The following is a 15,341-nucleotide window of genomic DNA, read 5'->3' on the forward strand; positions in this document are numbered from 1 at the left end:
ATAATCATGCATAACAAAATAAAAATACTTCTTATTGCCAATATAGGCAGTCGCGACCTTCAATTAGAGGGTGAGGCAATAAAGCCTGCAAGGATAGAAGGTGAAAGGATGAACGAGAACTTCAAAAGTGTCTCTGAAAAACTCTCAACACCTATTTTATCCCCCATAATAAACTACCTCAAAGATAATAATCCAGACTCCGACATTGAATTATTGCTTTTTTCTACCAATCAAGAGGATGCTGCAGAACATTATCGAAGTAACGATACTCTCTACTTTGCAAAATGCATTCAACAATTATATCGTGGTAAAAAACCAATAACGAAAGTTGCTATCAAAGAAATAGATGCAAATCCTAACCTTTATGACTCAATGTTCGAATATTTCGGTAAATTTCTCAGTGGTAAAAAAAGTATGTTCGATGATCATTTTGATGAAATTTACGTTTCTCTTGCAGGTGGAATACCTGCCTGCAATATGGCGTTGTGCTTCCACTCAATCAGTATTTTTCAGCAAAAGTGTGTACCTGTCTATTCCTTAGAAGGTAGCGGTATTGTTGTTCCCTTGCAAATAGGAAAACAACTTATTAAAAATTCCAAAATTGCTCTTGTATTGAAACAAATAGAAAATTTTGAATATAGCGTGGCGTCTTCTCTTTTAAGGGATTTGAACCAGGAAGATATTGCTTCAGTTGCGGAAATAACTCGTCACCGACTTAATTTCAACTTCGACTTGGCAAGGAGCCAATCGGGAAAACTCATTGCAAAGGTGTCTGGCAAAATTAGAAACCTTTTAATTGTATTTACATCGGAATTTCAGGAACTTTTGGATCATGATCTTAAATCTTTAATATTGGAACTCTATTTTAATGCGGAGATTAAATGGAAAAAGGGGGAATATCTTGATTTCCTTGGAAGATTATTTCGTTTTCAGGAAGCGGTGTTGCGTTACATTGTTGAAACAAATCTTGAAATAGTTACCGACACAGATAAAAACAAGAATACCTATGAAAATTACTCAAGGGGTATTCAAAATATCGAGGGTTTGATACCTTATTTAGAGCAGTACCCTTCTGAAAACAATAAACTGCTCTACAACAAGCCTTCTGTTCCAACCTTGATGGCTATTTTGAATTTTATTACACAAAAAAACGAGGGGAACACCTCTTTCTCAAATATATTTAATACTTTAAGAGAACTTCAACGTCTCAATACACTAAGAAATAAAAGCCCCTTGGGACACGGTTTTGAAGGCGTTTCCAAAGAAAAAATAGAAAAAATAATTCCAGGATTTTCCTTAGAGCAACTTGTTCTTGTTATAGAGAATCTGGATATAAAAGCAATTGAGAATCCGTTTATCAGAGTAAATAAATTAATTGAGTCGTTACTTTAATGTGGAGAAGAATTTTGTTTTCTACAAGAGAATTTATTCCTTGTCCCTCTGTATTCTCCGTGGCAAGAAATACTGTGGTAGAGCCGTTTTTGTGAGAAATTGGCTAAAATTATATATAAAACCTTATTTTATAATAGGTTAACGAATTTTTTTATCGTAAAAAAAGGGGATGATAACAGGAATTGGCCTTATAAGTGGCTGTCTTTATTGATGTTAAAAAGGGTACCCTAGGAAACATTGACCTGATGAATAAGGGGCTAGAAATTAATTAGGAATGGAGAATGAACAATGATGAATCGAAGGATACAGAAAGATACGAATTGATAATTCTTCATTCACAATTGAACATTGCATTTGTTTGGCCTGTTGTCGTAGGGACAGAACACAGTTACCAGAGGCGAGTGGCCAGATGACAGATGAACAAAAATACGCATAAAAACATACTGCATCATTTTACCGAATTGAAAGTATGGCAGGAGGCACACAATTTATATTTATTGGCACTGATTGATGTTGAGAAATTTCCCCGTGGTAGAGGTGCATATAATTTAATTGATTAACTCTTAAGATCGGTTGGTTCAATAAGCGCTAACACCGCCAAGGGTTTAACAGAAGGAGCACGAAACATTACCTTCCGTATTTATTCAAATGATGGAGATAAGATCGAACCAGATGATAGAAAAGGCACAAACGAGACTAAAAGAATTATCGCCGTTTATTATTACTCTATGTGTATTACTAAGCGCGGGATGGGCGACCGAAGTTTTTTGGGATTTTTTTGAATATCTGACGAAAGAAAATATAATGTTGCATCGATTGTTAAAAATTGTCTCTGTTGTTTTCTTTTTCTCTATGGCCTATCTATTGTATAGAAAGAGAAATGTTTTCTTCAGGCCTCGTACCCGATATTTTTCATATGATGAAAATCCTGAAAAAAGGAAACACCTTGTTCTTTTCCTTTCAAATCTTCCGAAGAAACTTGAGGAAACAAACGGAATTCCGAAGGGTTTACACCTTATTTATGAAATAGATAAAGATATAGAAACCATTGAACTATTAAAACAAGAACCACAACACCCAATTTTGTGGAAATGGGAAATGCCGCTCAGGGCAATACGGCATCATATGGGTATTCTGGAAACCGTTACTCTTATTTGTTCACCGGAATCTATCAATCAAGTATATATGTTTCTTCATCTTTGCGAAAAATATAATTCTTTTAGACAGATTCGTTTTTATCTATTAGCACGAAAAGGGGACACAAACAAACTATTGCAACTTTCTCCTGATGTAACAATAAATGGTTATCAAGGTTTTGATTTTGAAGAATTTGACAGGCTCTCACACGCACTATGGTTTTTGCTCAGTGAATTTAAGAAAAATAAATATAAAGAAGAAGAAATTATGATCGATATTACGGGAGGTCAAAAACCAACAAGTGTTATAGGCGCTTCAATGACCTTTAATTTGAAAATCAAATTGCAATATGTTCAAACAAATTTACCATGGCATGTGGTGAGTTATGATGTTCTCCTTTCTTCTGCTGATAGTGGGGAGCTGGATTCGTGATTATTATTGATCTCTCAACGGTTTTTGATAATGTTGCTAAACTTTCAAATTTAGATGAATATTTAGGCAAATGTATGAATCTCGCCGGCGAAGGAGACGAAGTTATTTTGACCGGTAGTGCCCCTGTCTGGCTTTACCTGGCGGTTGCACATGCTTTGCACGGAAAAGCGAAGAAATTGATATATCGATCACCTGTTACCGGTGATGTTGTCATATTTGACCATGACCCATTTTGAGTATGAAGGAATTTGCATTAAATCTCTCAGCGTTATATTCCGCCTTTGATGCCGTTAAGGAAAATCACGGTTGTGCAGGCGCGGATGGTGTTACTATCGAACGTTATGAGGGAAACCTTGATCTGAATCTAAGAATTATGCGCAAGGAGCTTACGGAACAAACGTACTTTCCTCTCCCTCTTTTAAGAATCCTGGTTGATAAGGGAAACGGAGAGGCCAGGGCATTGTGCATCCCTTCAGTGAGAGACCGGATAGTACAGGCAGCCGTATTGCAACTCATTGAACCTGTTCTTGAGAAAGAATTTGAAGAGTGCAGCTTTGCCTACCGGAAAGGCCGTTCCGTAAAACAGGCGGTTTATAAAGTCAGGGAGTATTATGAACAGGGTTATCAGTGGGTTGTGGATGCAGATATCGATGCGTTTTTCGATAGTGTGGATTATTCATTGCTCCTGTTAAAATTCAAATGTTATATTCACGATCCATGTATTCAAAACCTGGTAGGGCTCTGGCTAAAAGGTGAAGTATGGGATGGAAAAACGGTAACCACATTAAAAAAAGGGATTCCGCAAGGTTCACCCATCTCCCCGATTCTTGCAAATCTGTATCTTGATGAATTCGATGAAGAACTTACTCGTAACGGATATAAGCTTGTGCGATTTTCAGATGATTTCATCATCCTTTGCAAAAATTCCGGAATGGCAAAAGAATCACTCAAATTAACAAAGAAAATATTGGAAAAACTTCTTTTAGAACTGGATGAAGAACAGGTGATTAACTTTGACCAGGGTTTTAAATTCCTGGGAGTTATTTTTGTAAAGAGTATGATCATGGTGCCTTTCGACCGGCCAAAGAAGGAACGGAAGGTGTTGTTCTTTCCAAAACCATTAGACCTTGAAGTTTATTTTAAGCAAAGAAAGCAAGGGAAAATATGGCAAACCTCTACCTGACTGAACAGAATTCCATTTTACGGAAAAGCGGTGACCGGTTAATTATTGAAAAGGATGACAAAGTGCTTCTTGAAGTGCAATGCCATAAAATAGACGCCGTTCTCATATTTGGAAATGTACAGTTTACCACACAAGCGGTACACGAACTCTTTGAGCATGGAATAGAAATGGCTATTCTCACGAGAACAGGGAAACTCATTGGACAGATAACCTCCCCTTACACCAAAAATATTACCCTTCGTGTTCAACAGTTTAAACAATATTGGAATGACGACTTTCGGCTGGCTTTTGCAAAAGTAATTGTTTGCGGGAAGATACAAAATTGTATACAACTGGTACGGTCGTTTTCGTATAATCACCCCCGCAATAGCTTTGATGTAGAAATGGACGACCTTTCCCTGCGATTAAATGAAGTGGAATCAGCGGCGAACATCAGCCAGCTTTTTGGTATAGAGGGAAATGCCGCCAGGGTATATTTTACGTCTTTTGGGAAAATGATCCTTTCTGCATTTGCTTTTCCAGGACGGAAAAAGTACCCGTCAACTGATCCCGTGAATGCATTGCTTTCATTAAATTATACGATGATTTTTAATGAAATATCCTCGCTCCTTGACGGGCTGGGCTTTGATCCTTATCTTGGATATTATCATGGAATTGATTATGGCAGATCTTCCCTTGCGTCTGACTTGATGGAGGAGTTTCGTGCCCCCATTGCAGATCGTATCACCCTGAATCTTATCAATAACCGGATATTTTGCGAGGAAGATTTCTATGCTAATCCGAGTACGGGAGGGGTGTATTTGAAACGAGAGCCATTGAAACGGTATTTTGTGGAATATGAAACAATGATAAACAGGGAATTTCTTCATCCGCAACAAAAAGAAAACACCACCTTCAGAAAATGTTTTCGCATACAAGCGGAGAATTTAGCGTCTCATATACAAAATAATATTCCTTATACTTCATTTGTAATGGAGATATAACCAATGTTTTATTTGGTTTCCTATGATATTCCGGAAACAAGAAGAAGGACAAAGCTCGCAAAAATCCTGGAAGACTTTGGCGACCGGGTGCAGTATAGTGTATTTGAATGTATTTTGGATGAGAAGCTTTTAGGCAAAATGATAAAAAGAATACAGGAGATTATAATCGCAGAAGACGACAGTATCCGTATTTATTCTATTTGTGCCGGGTGTGAAAAAAGGATAGAAGTAATGGGAAAGGGAAAGGTCTCAAAGATTGAAAATATATACGTAATTTAAAGTGTGATAAGCATTTAGCGGATTTTTAAAACATAGCTAAAAAGGGGGTGGTTACAGGAAAATCATAATCGATTGTGTTTTAAGAGGTTAAGACAATTTTTTAATGGAAAGGATGAAAATTTCGATGTGTAATGATTACAGATTGTGGAGGTTACAGGAAATGGCCTTGCAAGTAGTTGTTAATTCTAAAGTTACATATGCCGCTGTGGAAATCATTGACCTGATGTAGAAGGGATTGAGACTAATGTGGTATATGGGCGACGGGGAGCTACTATGGGATGGTTCGTGGAAATCATTGACCTGATGTAGAAGGGATTGAGACGGTAAATACCTCGTTAACGCCGTCTAACATATTAATACGTGGAAATCATTGACCTGATGTAGAAGGGATTGAGACAAAAAAGTATCCGTGCGCGCGCACGATACAACTAAACGGTGGAAATCATTGACCTGATGTAGAAGGGATTGAGACAGTGTCTTTTGCCCTCCGACCAGCACCTCCAGTTTGCCGTGGAAATCATTGACCTGATGTAGAAGGGATTGAGACGTCGCAGTCCTTGTTACTAAGCCACGCGTCATTCCACGTGGAAATCATTGACCTGATGTAGAAGGGATTGAGACAACCTTGATTGAGAATGCTTGATGAGGAGCATACCCATTTTGTGGAAATCATTGACCTGATGTAGAAGGGATTGAGACGGTCATTGTTACCGGGAATAGCTCATCGCCGACACAATTGCGTGGAAATCATTGACCTGATGTAGAAGGGATTGAGACTCCAAAGAGCAGCTCCTTATGTACTTGATTTTGTCGGTGGAAATCATTGACCTGATGTAGAAGGGATTGAGACGCTTCAATTAAAAGGGCGAGGGTCACACCTTGATTGGTGATTAATTTGTTGATAATAAAAGGCAATTTTTATATCTTGGCTGCCATGACAAGGCCATGGCGCATAGAATTTGAAGGGGACTTACTATCACATCTTATCACGGGGAAATGAGCGAAGGAATATTTTCCATGACAATGACGATCGTATTTCGTTTCTCGATATTTTGGGAAACATATAGGAACGGTTTGAGGTTGAAGTATATGCCTATGTTCTCATGGATAACCATTATCATTTACTCCTCAAAACCAATAAACCCAATATTTTTCAATGTATGCAATGGTTTGGAACTACGTACACGCACCGGTATAATTTAAAACACAAGCGAATTTGGCACCTTTTCCAGGGACGATTCAAAACCTTTCTTGTTGAAAAGGATGAATACCAGATGTGTCTTTCCCGCTATATACACAGGAATCCTTTACGAGCCAAAATAGTCAGGCGGTTGGCAGATTATCCGTGGAGTAGTTATCCCGTGTGTGCCTATGGCAAAAAACCACCAAAGTGGTTGCTTACAACGTCAGTTCTTTCCCATTTTGAGTAACTATTCAGCATAAACATCACACGACTCCCGGCAGGTTCAGGTTTGCAAACCAATGTCATTAAGTTAAGCAACCTGCCAGAAAAGTATCCCTTAATAAAGGGGGAAAAAGGGGGGTTGTTTTTAATAAAATAATTCTCAACACCTTAGTTATTTGAAAAATTCAAGGGGATATAAAAAACAATGTAGCCCCTTTGGGTGCGGTCTGTTTGTAGCGCAATAAAATTCAACAGGTAAATAGCTCCGTAGGAGCGGCCTGTATATGATTGACAGGAAGACAGGCCGCTCCTGATTATAGAGACAGGTTTCAAACCTGTCTCTACGATCTGTTATGGTATTCTATCTACAAACAGGTTGCTCCTACGGAGCTTATCGGTAATACGTTTTTTTTAAAACCAAAGTGTTACAATAATTCTTAACGGATGCATTCCCGTGAAAAAAACCGCTCGCTCCCAAAGCTCCGGCTTGGGAACGGGATTGTTTGAGAAGCTCCAGCTTCGAATGGAAAAGGAATGAACCCATGATGTCAGCTTGGAGGCTTTTCAGTATGTTACCCAAGATATTTGGAAACCTCTTTTGAATCGAATAATACACGAAGCTTCGCTTGCCGGCTAAATGGAAGCTAGAGCTTCCAACGCAATTACGTTCCCAAACCGGAGTTTGGGAACGAGCATTTTTGTTTTCCAAAAATCAGGAATGCTCCCGTAGGAAGTGATATGTGGAAGAAAAAATTGTTGTATGAAGCGCAATGATCTGCTGAAGCATTTACGGCCGCAAGGATGTGAATTTATCAAGAAGGTAGTCATCATTCGTGGTGGTGGAATCCAATTCAAAACAAACGATCGTCTGTGCCGCGGCATACAGAAATCAACAATACCCAGGCAAGAAAGACATGCAATGATCTTGTAACTATTCAGCGTAATTTATTAAACTATCGGAGATCAGAACGCAATTGCACTGGAAACTTTGTTTCCAGTGAGGGTCTGACTTGACAAATTACAAACTGTTTTAACCCTGTGATTTTATTCCCTATCTATCCGCAAACATGCGAGAAACCGGAGTTTCTCGAACAAATGCATTCCCAAACAACAGGAGCATTCCCGATTTTTTGTAACCGTTTGTGTGATTGGGGCAAAACAATGCTGCAAGCCTGTCCCCCGCTGGCGGGGGATTAAGGGGGTGGAATTGTCTGCGAAGGAAATTCGGGAGGTTTATAATATGAATAGCCATAAATTTTTCTTCTCATTCCTACGTTCTGCGGGAATGCATGTCACGAAACAGGATAAAATTGTCCATCTGACCAGTCTGCTGGGCGTGGGAAAGAGGGTCAAATTTATTTTCATAATAAAAGGGGTAGTTGAATCGATGGAGAAATACAGTCCACCCCCTGCACCCCCGCCAGCGGGGGACATAGTTTGAACAACAGGAGCATTCCCGATTTTTGGTTAACTAATTGTACAAGGAACAGCCCCTTGGGCATTTACAACGCCAACAATATCAATCCCATTATATGCGAAGAACCCTTTTACATCGTCTCCAGCAATTTCATATTTAAAATCTCTGCAGATCAGATTTATTCCAATATTTCATTAATCTCTTTTTCAAAATCCTGTTCTGATACATAGCCGATGTGTTTGTTAACTTCTTTTCCGTTTGTATCGTATATAATTGTTGTTGGAAATCCCAGTAAGCTAAATCCTGAAGTAAGATCCTCCCCCGCAAGATAATTTGTATACGTTACGTTCCATTTTCTTAAAAATGGCGGTACTACCTGCTCACCGTTTTCATCGAAAGCAATCCCAATAATTTCTACCTTGCCATTGTATTTTTTTTGTAAACTGCTAAATCCTGGCAATTCTTTTCTGCAGTATGGACACCATGTTGCCCACATATTTACCAGAACCACCTTCCCTTTATTGTCAGAAATAATATTTTCCAAATCATCAAGATTAATGCGGCTAATTTCATTGGCATAGGTTGTTTCACAGCATAAAAACAACATCATTATAAATAATACATTGCGGCATGCACGTTTAAATACGTTATTATTCACCGTCCCCCCTTTCATAGAAGCATAAACAATACAATTTAAGTAATTAGCCTTTGTAACGTTTTTCAATAGATTCAATTTTCCCTACTCTTCTCTTGTGACGTTCTTCTCCGTTAAATGTGGCGCCTAAGAATGACTGGACGAGTTCAATGGCTAGTTTTAATCCTACTATACATGCGCCAAGCACAAGTATGTTCATATCATCATGTTCCACGCCCTGGTGAGCAGAATAGGTATCGTGGCAAAGCCCGGCACGAATACCAGGAATCTTGTTTGCCGCAACAGAAGCTCCAACACCACTACAGCAAATCAAAATACCCCTATCGGCGCTCCCATCTAGTAATTTTCTGCCAACCGCTTCTGCATAATCAGGATAATCTACCGGTTCTGTACTGTATGTGCCTACATCAATTAACTGGTACTCCGGTTTATCAAAATGTGCTATAAATGATTTCTTTAACCATAAACCGGCATGGTCGGATCCAATGGCAATTTTCATTTTATCGTCACACAAATAAGGTTTTCAAAAGATGAATAATAAGGATTTATACATTTTAAATAAAAATTCGTTGCAAGGTGGCACGGTCAAACAAGTTTGTCCGTGCCAATCCGCCCTAATTGAACGTTTAGGAATTTCAATATTAATGTTTTTTAGTTCAGTATTGGTTCCGCATTATCATAGGGAAATTCAGGGTCAATACTGCTGATTGAACGTAAGATGTTCCACCATATATTATCCGGGCTAGGATAGAATACCATTTTTTCAGTTGCGGTACCCACCGTCCAGCACTTCGTCTCAATTTCAGATTCAAGCTGTCCGCCCGACCAGCAGGCACAGCCAAGATAAAGACGAAAAATATTATCCGATACATTTTTACGAGACATAAACGCATTGAAACATCCTTGATTTGAACCTAAATAAACCCCTTCACATATTTTCACACAATTATGTGTTTCATTTTTAAAGTTGCCGTGAAGATAGAACATATTGTTTGTATCGACAGGGCCTCCAAAAAATATTTCTTTATCCTTTGTCTTGGTATTGGCAGAAGAAACAAATATTTCCTGTCCTTTTTTCCCTAATGTTTTGTTTAATATTAAACCCAATGTCCCTCTTTTGCTATGTTCGCATATTAGCACTACTGTCTGCATAAAATTCGGATCGGTGCCCTGCGGATTAGCAATAAGTATTGATCCCTTGCCAACATCTATTTCCATTATCCATAACTCCTATTTATTCCTATAAATAAATATCTGAATTTCTGCAATCTTGTATTACATGGCAACCTGAAAACTACTGACAGCGCAAAAATGAAATAAAACTGACAAATAGACTAATCATTCTATGGTATGTTTTAGAGAAATACAAAGTATTTATCTATATTCATTCATGGTTTATTTGTAGTTTAATTATAAGATTCAGCGCAACAGTTTAGTTTTAAAAATTCCATGAATTGCCGCTGCTGAACTATCCCAAATTGTAGGGTCGAAGCATTTGCCTCCTTTGGGTTTGAACGCATTTATGACAATTTACGGCAAATGCCTCGACCCTACACTGCGATTATTGGAATTTTTCAAAGAACTAAAGTGTAACCCCCGAATTAATTTTTAGCCAGATACCTTTTTTTTAAAAAAGCAAACGGGTGCATTCCCGATTGTTTGTAAGCGTTCATGGAGTCGGGGCAAAACAACCCTGACAGGGTTTGAAACCCTGTCAGGGTTAACACTACTGCAACGTTTCATTGAAACATGGCGGAAATCACAAAAAATCGGGAATACACTCTATCTGTTAAGCAAACTGTTACGATTCATCTAAAAAAGCGTAACACTTTAGTTCTTTGAAAAAAAACGCTCGTTCCAAAGCTCCGGCTTGGGAACGGGATTGTTTGAGAAGCTCCAGCTTCGAATGAAAAAGAGAATGGGCACATGTCAGCTTATACTTTTCAGTATATTATCAAGATATTTGGCGTCCTATTTTGAGCCGAATAATGCTTGCTGAGTGGAAGCGAGAGCTTCCAATACCATTGCGTTCCCAAGCCGGAGCTTTGGAACGAGCATTTTTGTTTTTTCAAAAAACTAAAGTGTTACAAAAAAGCCGATACCACCCGATTGAATTCTTCCGGACGTTCTCTCGTCAACCAGTGCCCGCATTTATTAATAACATGCAGCCGTGCGTTTTTAATTAATGAGGCCGCCTGTTGTGCATAGTACAAAGGAACAAGGGAATCACATTCTCCGTGAAGCAATAATGTCCTTGTCTGCAATTCATGAAAACGTTGTGCGTAACACGTTTGCATGCCATTCCATAATACCTCATTCCTTAGCCATGAAAAGAAAGCCTTTTCAGTGCATGAACGTTGTGCGACCGTATGTATTTCATGCACCAGTTCATCGGAAATCAACCGGTGGTCACAGAATGTTTTTTGTAAACAACTTCTTATAACAAAATGGCTTCCCCTAATGCATTCACAGATAATTTTACTAAAAAACGGCATATGTAATAATAAGTACGATAACGTATGATAAGGAGCCTTGTGTTGTAATCCATAACTGCCAGCCAAAACAATACTACCTACGCGTTCAGGGAAAATAAGGGTATATCCCAGCGTTGCAGCACCTCCCATTGAAAGGCCAACGAGGCTTGCCTTTTGTAGTTGCCATGCATCCATCAGGCGGCTAAGGAAATCTATTAACAGGTCACTGGTATAATTGCCTGTAAAGGCGGAGCTCTGCCCGTATGATGGCCAGTCAGGCGCAAATACTTTATATTTTTGTGATAAATGGGGAATAACATATTTCCACGAAAGCATGGCGGAATTCGTACCCCCTCCATGAAGAAGTACAACATTCCGGTCCCCGTCGCCGGCTACGAAGTAATGTATTGTTGCGGAGCCAACCTTTATCCAGTTCTCTCTCATAGTCATGTAAAATATACAGCGCAGCAAAGCTGCAACCAAAATTTAGAGACGCACGGCCGTGCGTCTCTACTTTAGCCACGAAAAATACAAAGGGCACGAAGAAAAATTTACAAAAAAAGAGGTTTTACAGGGTAATCTATAGTCTGAAAGGGGGGAGAATGTATGTGGGAGCAACCTTATCCAGTTCTCTCTCATAGACATATAAAATATACAGCGCAGCAAAGCTGCAACCAAAATGTAGAGATGCACAGCCGTGCGTCTCTACTTTAGCCACGAAGAATACAAAGGGCACGAAGAAAAACTTACAACAAAAGAGGTTTTTACAGGGCAATACTATAGTATCTGAAAAATTGCACAAATATAACTAAATTCTGCAGTAGGATACAAATTTACGCAGAAAAGGGACCCACAGATTACACGGATTAAAAAATTCGTAGTGATACGGGGCGCCGTGTCTATACATTGTGTTGCGTGCGGAGAGAAAGAAATTCCCTTGAATGCATTGTAAATAAAGGTAAAATGAGATGGAAAAATATTTTATTGAAGAAAAACACACGAATTCCCTTAATCAACCATTCCTAATGCACAGAATAAGAAAGCCGTTATTGCCCCTTTACCTTCACATCCCCTTTTGTTCTAAAAAGTGTGATTATTGCGATTTTAACTCTATTGTATCAGAAGCAGATATAATCGACCGTTATATAAATGCCCTTGAAAAGGAGTTAAATGCCTTTGCGGAGAGATATGCCTGCGATACCGTGTACGTTGGCGGAGGAACACCCACAATATTAAATGAAAACCAGATAAAGACCCTACTTCATAGTATCAGGAGATGTCCTGAAAATGCCGATGCGCCGGAATACACGGTGGAGGCAAATCCTGGCACTCTGACGAGAGGCAAAGTAAGGTTGTTGAAGGAATGCGGCGTCAATCGCATAAGCGTGGGGGTGCAATCATTTCAGGACAGGTATTTAAACTTTCTTGGCAGAATACACACAAGTGCAGTTGCAGTTCAAAGCATAGAGTTGATTATCTCCGAGGGGTTTAAAAATGTCAATATTGACTTAATCTTTGGATATCCGGGGCAGACGTTGGATGAATGGATACGGGATTTACGAATGGCTGTGGAATTGCAACCGGAGCATATATCAACGTATGCCCTTACCTATGAGGGAGAGACTCCGTTAGCAAAAAAGGCAGTAAATGGCGCTATTAGTAAATTAGATGAAGAGATTGAATTAAAAATGTATAAAACGGCTATACGTTTTTTGCATGAAAATAACTATTGTCATTATGAAATATCAAATTTTGCCAGGCTTGGTTACGAATGTGTCCACAACATAAATTACTGGAATAATAAGCGGTATATAGGCATTGGCGCCGGCGCATGTTCCTTTCTTGATGGTGAAAGAACTATGAACGAAAGGAATGTGCTGCAATACATAAAGGCAATAGAGGACAACACAGAGGTAAAGGTGTTTCGTGAATCTTTGCCGCAGCGCAAATATGCATCTGAAACTATTGTGATGGCCTTGCGTATGCTTCGTGGTATTTCCGGAACTGAATTTTATGACCGTTTTGGTTATAAAATCGAGGATCAATTTGGAACACAGATGAAAGATTTGCAATGCCTTGGATTGGTGAATTACGATGATAAAAGGCTGAAACTGACGGAAAAAGGCTTATTTGTGGCTGACAGTGTTATGTCGGAATTTTTATAACGGTTGTTTTTTAGGAGTAACGAAATTGATTAGTGCTACTGAAATGAAAAAGGGTGGAGTGATAAAACTCGATAATGATCTGTATGTGGTGGTAGAATCTCAGCACGTAACCCCGGGCAATTGGCGTGGTATGGTACAGGCAAAATTGAGGAACTTAAAACAGGGGAATATTGTTCAGAAGCGCTTCCGGTCAACTGATAAGGTTGAAGATATATTTCTCGAATACCGCACTATGGAGTATTTGTATAAGGAAGGTGATAGCTACTGCTTCATGGATACGGAAAATTATGAACAAATAATGTTGCCGAAAGAAGCGGTGGAAGATGCTATTCCTTACATGAAACTGAATACACAGGCAAGAATAGCTTTTTATGAAAATAAGGCACTGTCGGTAGAGCTTCCTACTTCCGTTGTTTTGGAAATAGTTGAGACAGATCCAGGAATGAAAGGAGATACCGTCGTGAATGTTTATAAACCTGCTACCCTGGAAACAGGACTCATCATAAAAGTGCCGCTCTTTATAAATACCGGCGAAAAGGTAAAAGTAGATACAAGGACCGGTGAATTCCTGGGCAGGGAATAGTCACCGTCATTATTTAAATGTTTAGTACCTTAGCAGTAATTATTTTGCACACTTCCATGCGTCAGTGCGTGCTTTTTGGCAAGATATTTAATGGTGAAATTGGTCTATTATAAGCTTATGACGATTTTCGTATTTAATGCTTATTTGGTTCTGGCTATGCCAACTAAGGCAGCCTGATTTAAATATACGAAGTTCTGAAAGAGAATGAGGAGAAAATGGGCATAGAAGATTCTATAAGAACGTATGGCGCAAAGATTGATGATATGCTCAGGGAACTGATTCCCGTAGACGAAGAAAACTATCTCAGCGAGCCGATATGGTATCACATGAACACAAAAGGCAAACGGGTACGCCCGGCAATATGTCTTATCACGTGTGAAGCATTGGGCGGCAACCCTGAGAATGCATTAAGCTTTGCCCTTGCGATAGAAGTGTTGCATAACATGTTTCTTATGCATGATGATATTGAGGATGGCGATACCGTAAGGCGGGACCAACCCACCGTATGGGTAAAATATGGAACGGCAAATGCAATAAACGCCGGCGATTATCTTCTTGCATGCGCCTATAAAAGCACGCTTGCAAGTCCCGTTGCTCCGGAAAAACGCTTAAAATTATTAGAGGCATTGACGTTGACCTATGGGAAAACGGTGGAAGGCCAGGCCCTTGATATTAACGCACGCGCCGCAGAAAGTTTTACTGTGGCTGCATATATGAAAATGGTGGAACTTAAGACGGGTTATTATCTTGCTTGCGGAATGGTGGGCGGCGCTATTGTTGCCGGCGCCTCAAACGAAGTGGTCGAAAAGATATGGATGCTTGGCAAAAACATGGGGCCTGCATTCCAGATACGGGACGATCTTATTGACCTGACGCATGGAAAGGGACGTGGGGGGGTTATCGGTTCTGATATAAAAGAGGGGAAAGCCAGTTTCCTCTATTCATATGTTTTGCAAATTGCTTCCGGGGAACAAAAGAAAAAACTGCGCGAAATTATGTTAAAACCACGGGAAGAAACAACTGCTGATGATATAGAATGGGTGCTTGATGTGTATAGAAGATATGATGCGATGAAATATGCCCAGGATTATGCGGAAAATCTGGTGCAACAAGCATACAAAACAATTAATGAGATACCCGTTGACGATAAAACAATATTCAAAGAAATAGCATCTTTTATGGCACAGCGCATGTCGTAATACCCACCTGGGAAAAGAGTTTTCCTCGAAGAAGGGC

General features: G+C 39.3%; 15 protein-coding genes and 1 CRISPR repeat array. Of the genes, 11 read left to right on the forward strand and 4 right to left on the reverse strand.

Annotation, left to right across the window (positions count from 1 at the left end; genetic code table 11):
- Positions 1 to 6: 6 nt before the first annotated feature.
- The 8 genes from M5U24_RS11810 to M5U24_RS11845 all read left to right on the forward strand — a co-directional run bounded on the left by M5U24_RS11810 (position 7) and on the right by M5U24_RS11845 (position 7,742).
- The gene (locus M5U24_RS11810; protein WP_099323566.1) at positions 7 to 1,392 is read left to right on the forward strand and encodes a hypothetical protein; all 1,386 of its coding nucleotides are present in this window, start codon (positions 7 to 9) and stop codon (positions 1,390 to 1,392) included.
- A gap of 281 nt (positions 1,393 to 1,673) precedes the next feature.
- A complete protein-coding gene (locus M5U24_RS11815) occupies positions 1,674 to 1,805 on the forward strand; it encodes a hypothetical protein (protein WP_261341074.1) in 132 nt (43 codons plus the stop codon).
- Between the two features lie 259 nt (positions 1,806 to 2,064).
- A complete protein-coding gene (locus tag M5U24_RS11820; protein WP_298202525.1) occupies positions 2,065 to 2,961 on the forward strand; it encodes a hypothetical protein in 897 nt (298 codons plus the stop codon).
- The gene (locus M5U24_RS11825; protein WP_197705297.1) at positions 2,958 to 3,197 is read left to right on the forward strand and encodes a CRISPR-associated protein Csx3; all 240 of its coding nucleotides are present in this window, start codon (positions 2,958 to 2,960) and stop codon (positions 3,195 to 3,197) included. Before M5U24_RS11820 ends, M5U24_RS11825 begins: the two co-directional genes overlap by 4 nt.
- A 2-nt stretch (positions 3,198 to 3,199) precedes the next feature.
- Positions 3,200 to 4,144 (forward strand): reverse transcriptase domain-containing protein, encoded by a 945-nt coding sequence (locus tag M5U24_RS11830; RefSeq protein WP_099323564.1) that lies wholly within the window; start codon positions 3,200 to 3,202, stop codon positions 4,142 to 4,144.
- Positions 4,126 to 5,127, forward strand: coding sequence for a CRISPR-associated endonuclease Cas1 (cas1, locus tag M5U24_RS11835; RefSeq protein ID WP_099323563.1), 1,002 nt, complete (start codon positions 4,126 to 4,128; stop codon positions 5,125 to 5,127). The genes M5U24_RS11830 and cas1 overlap by 19 nt, the downstream gene beginning before the upstream one ends.
- Positions 5,128 to 5,130: 3 nt before the next feature.
- Positions 5,131 to 5,406, forward strand: coding sequence for a CRISPR-associated endonuclease Cas2 (gene cas2, locus M5U24_RS11840; protein WP_099323562.1), 276 nt, complete (start codon positions 5,131 to 5,133; stop codon positions 5,404 to 5,406).
- A 205-nt stretch (positions 5,407 to 5,611) separates the two neighbouring features.
- Positions 5,612 to 6,256: a CRISPR direct-repeat array (repeat unit 37 nt; unit sequence GTGGAAATCATTGACCTGATGTAGAAGGGATTGAGAC).
- A gap of 1,315 nt (positions 6,257 to 7,571) precedes the next feature.
- A complete protein-coding gene (locus M5U24_RS11845) occupies positions 7,572 to 7,742 on the forward strand; it encodes a hypothetical protein (RefSeq protein ID WP_298202528.1) in 171 nt (56 codons plus the stop codon).
- A 664-nt stretch (positions 7,743 to 8,406) separates the two neighbouring features.
- Here the strand turns inward: M5U24_RS11845 and M5U24_RS11850 are convergent.
- The 4 genes from M5U24_RS11850 to M5U24_RS11865 all read right to left on the reverse strand — a co-directional run bounded on the left by M5U24_RS11850 (position 8,407) and on the right by M5U24_RS11865 (position 11,807).
- Complete coding sequence (locus tag M5U24_RS11850) at positions 8,407 to 8,886, reverse strand: TlpA disulfide reductase family protein (protein ID WP_298202530.1); 480 nt, start codon at positions 8,884 to 8,886, stop codon at positions 8,407 to 8,409.
- Positions 8,887 to 8,929: 43 nt separating this feature from the next.
- A complete protein-coding gene (gene rpiB / locus M5U24_RS11855) occupies positions 8,930 to 9,382 on the reverse strand; it encodes a ribose 5-phosphate isomerase B (RefSeq protein ID WP_099323559.1) in 453 nt (150 codons plus the stop codon).
- Between the two features lie 152 nt (positions 9,383 to 9,534).
- Positions 9,535 to 10,101, reverse strand: a complete 567-nt coding sequence (locus tag M5U24_RS11860) for a YqgE/AlgH family protein (RefSeq protein WP_099323558.1) — start codon at positions 10,099 to 10,101, stop codon at positions 9,535 to 9,537.
- Between the two features lie 866 nt (positions 10,102 to 10,967).
- Positions 10,968 to 11,807, reverse strand: a complete 840-nt coding sequence (locus tag M5U24_RS11865) for an alpha/beta hydrolase (RefSeq protein ID WP_164994928.1) — start codon at positions 11,805 to 11,807, stop codon at positions 10,968 to 10,970.
- Positions 11,808 to 12,325: 518 nt separating this feature from the next.
- Here M5U24_RS11865 and hemW point away from each other — a divergent pair.
- The 3 genes from hemW (at position 12,326) to M5U24_RS11880 (ending at position 15,304) form a co-directional block, all read left to right on the forward strand.
- Positions 12,326 to 13,522, forward strand: coding sequence for a radical SAM family heme chaperone HemW (hemW, locus tag M5U24_RS11870; protein WP_298202545.1), 1,197 nt, complete (start codon positions 12,326 to 12,328; stop codon positions 13,520 to 13,522).
- A gap of 25 nt (positions 13,523 to 13,547) precedes the next feature.
- Positions 13,548 to 14,105 (forward strand): elongation factor P, encoded by a 558-nt coding sequence (gene efp, locus M5U24_RS11875; protein ID WP_099326483.1) that lies wholly within the window; start codon positions 13,548 to 13,550, stop codon positions 14,103 to 14,105.
- A gap of 215 nt (positions 14,106 to 14,320) precedes the next feature.
- Positions 14,321 to 15,304 (forward strand): polyprenyl synthetase family protein, encoded by a 984-nt coding sequence (locus M5U24_RS11880; RefSeq protein WP_164994930.1) that lies wholly within the window; start codon positions 14,321 to 14,323, stop codon positions 15,302 to 15,304.
- Positions 15,305 to 15,341: the final 37 nt, after the last annotated feature.

The organism is Candidatus Kuenenia sp. (assembly GCF_027493735.1).
GTDB lineage: Bacteria > Planctomycetota > Brocadiia > Brocadiales > Brocadiaceae > Kuenenia > Kuenenia stuttgartiensis_A.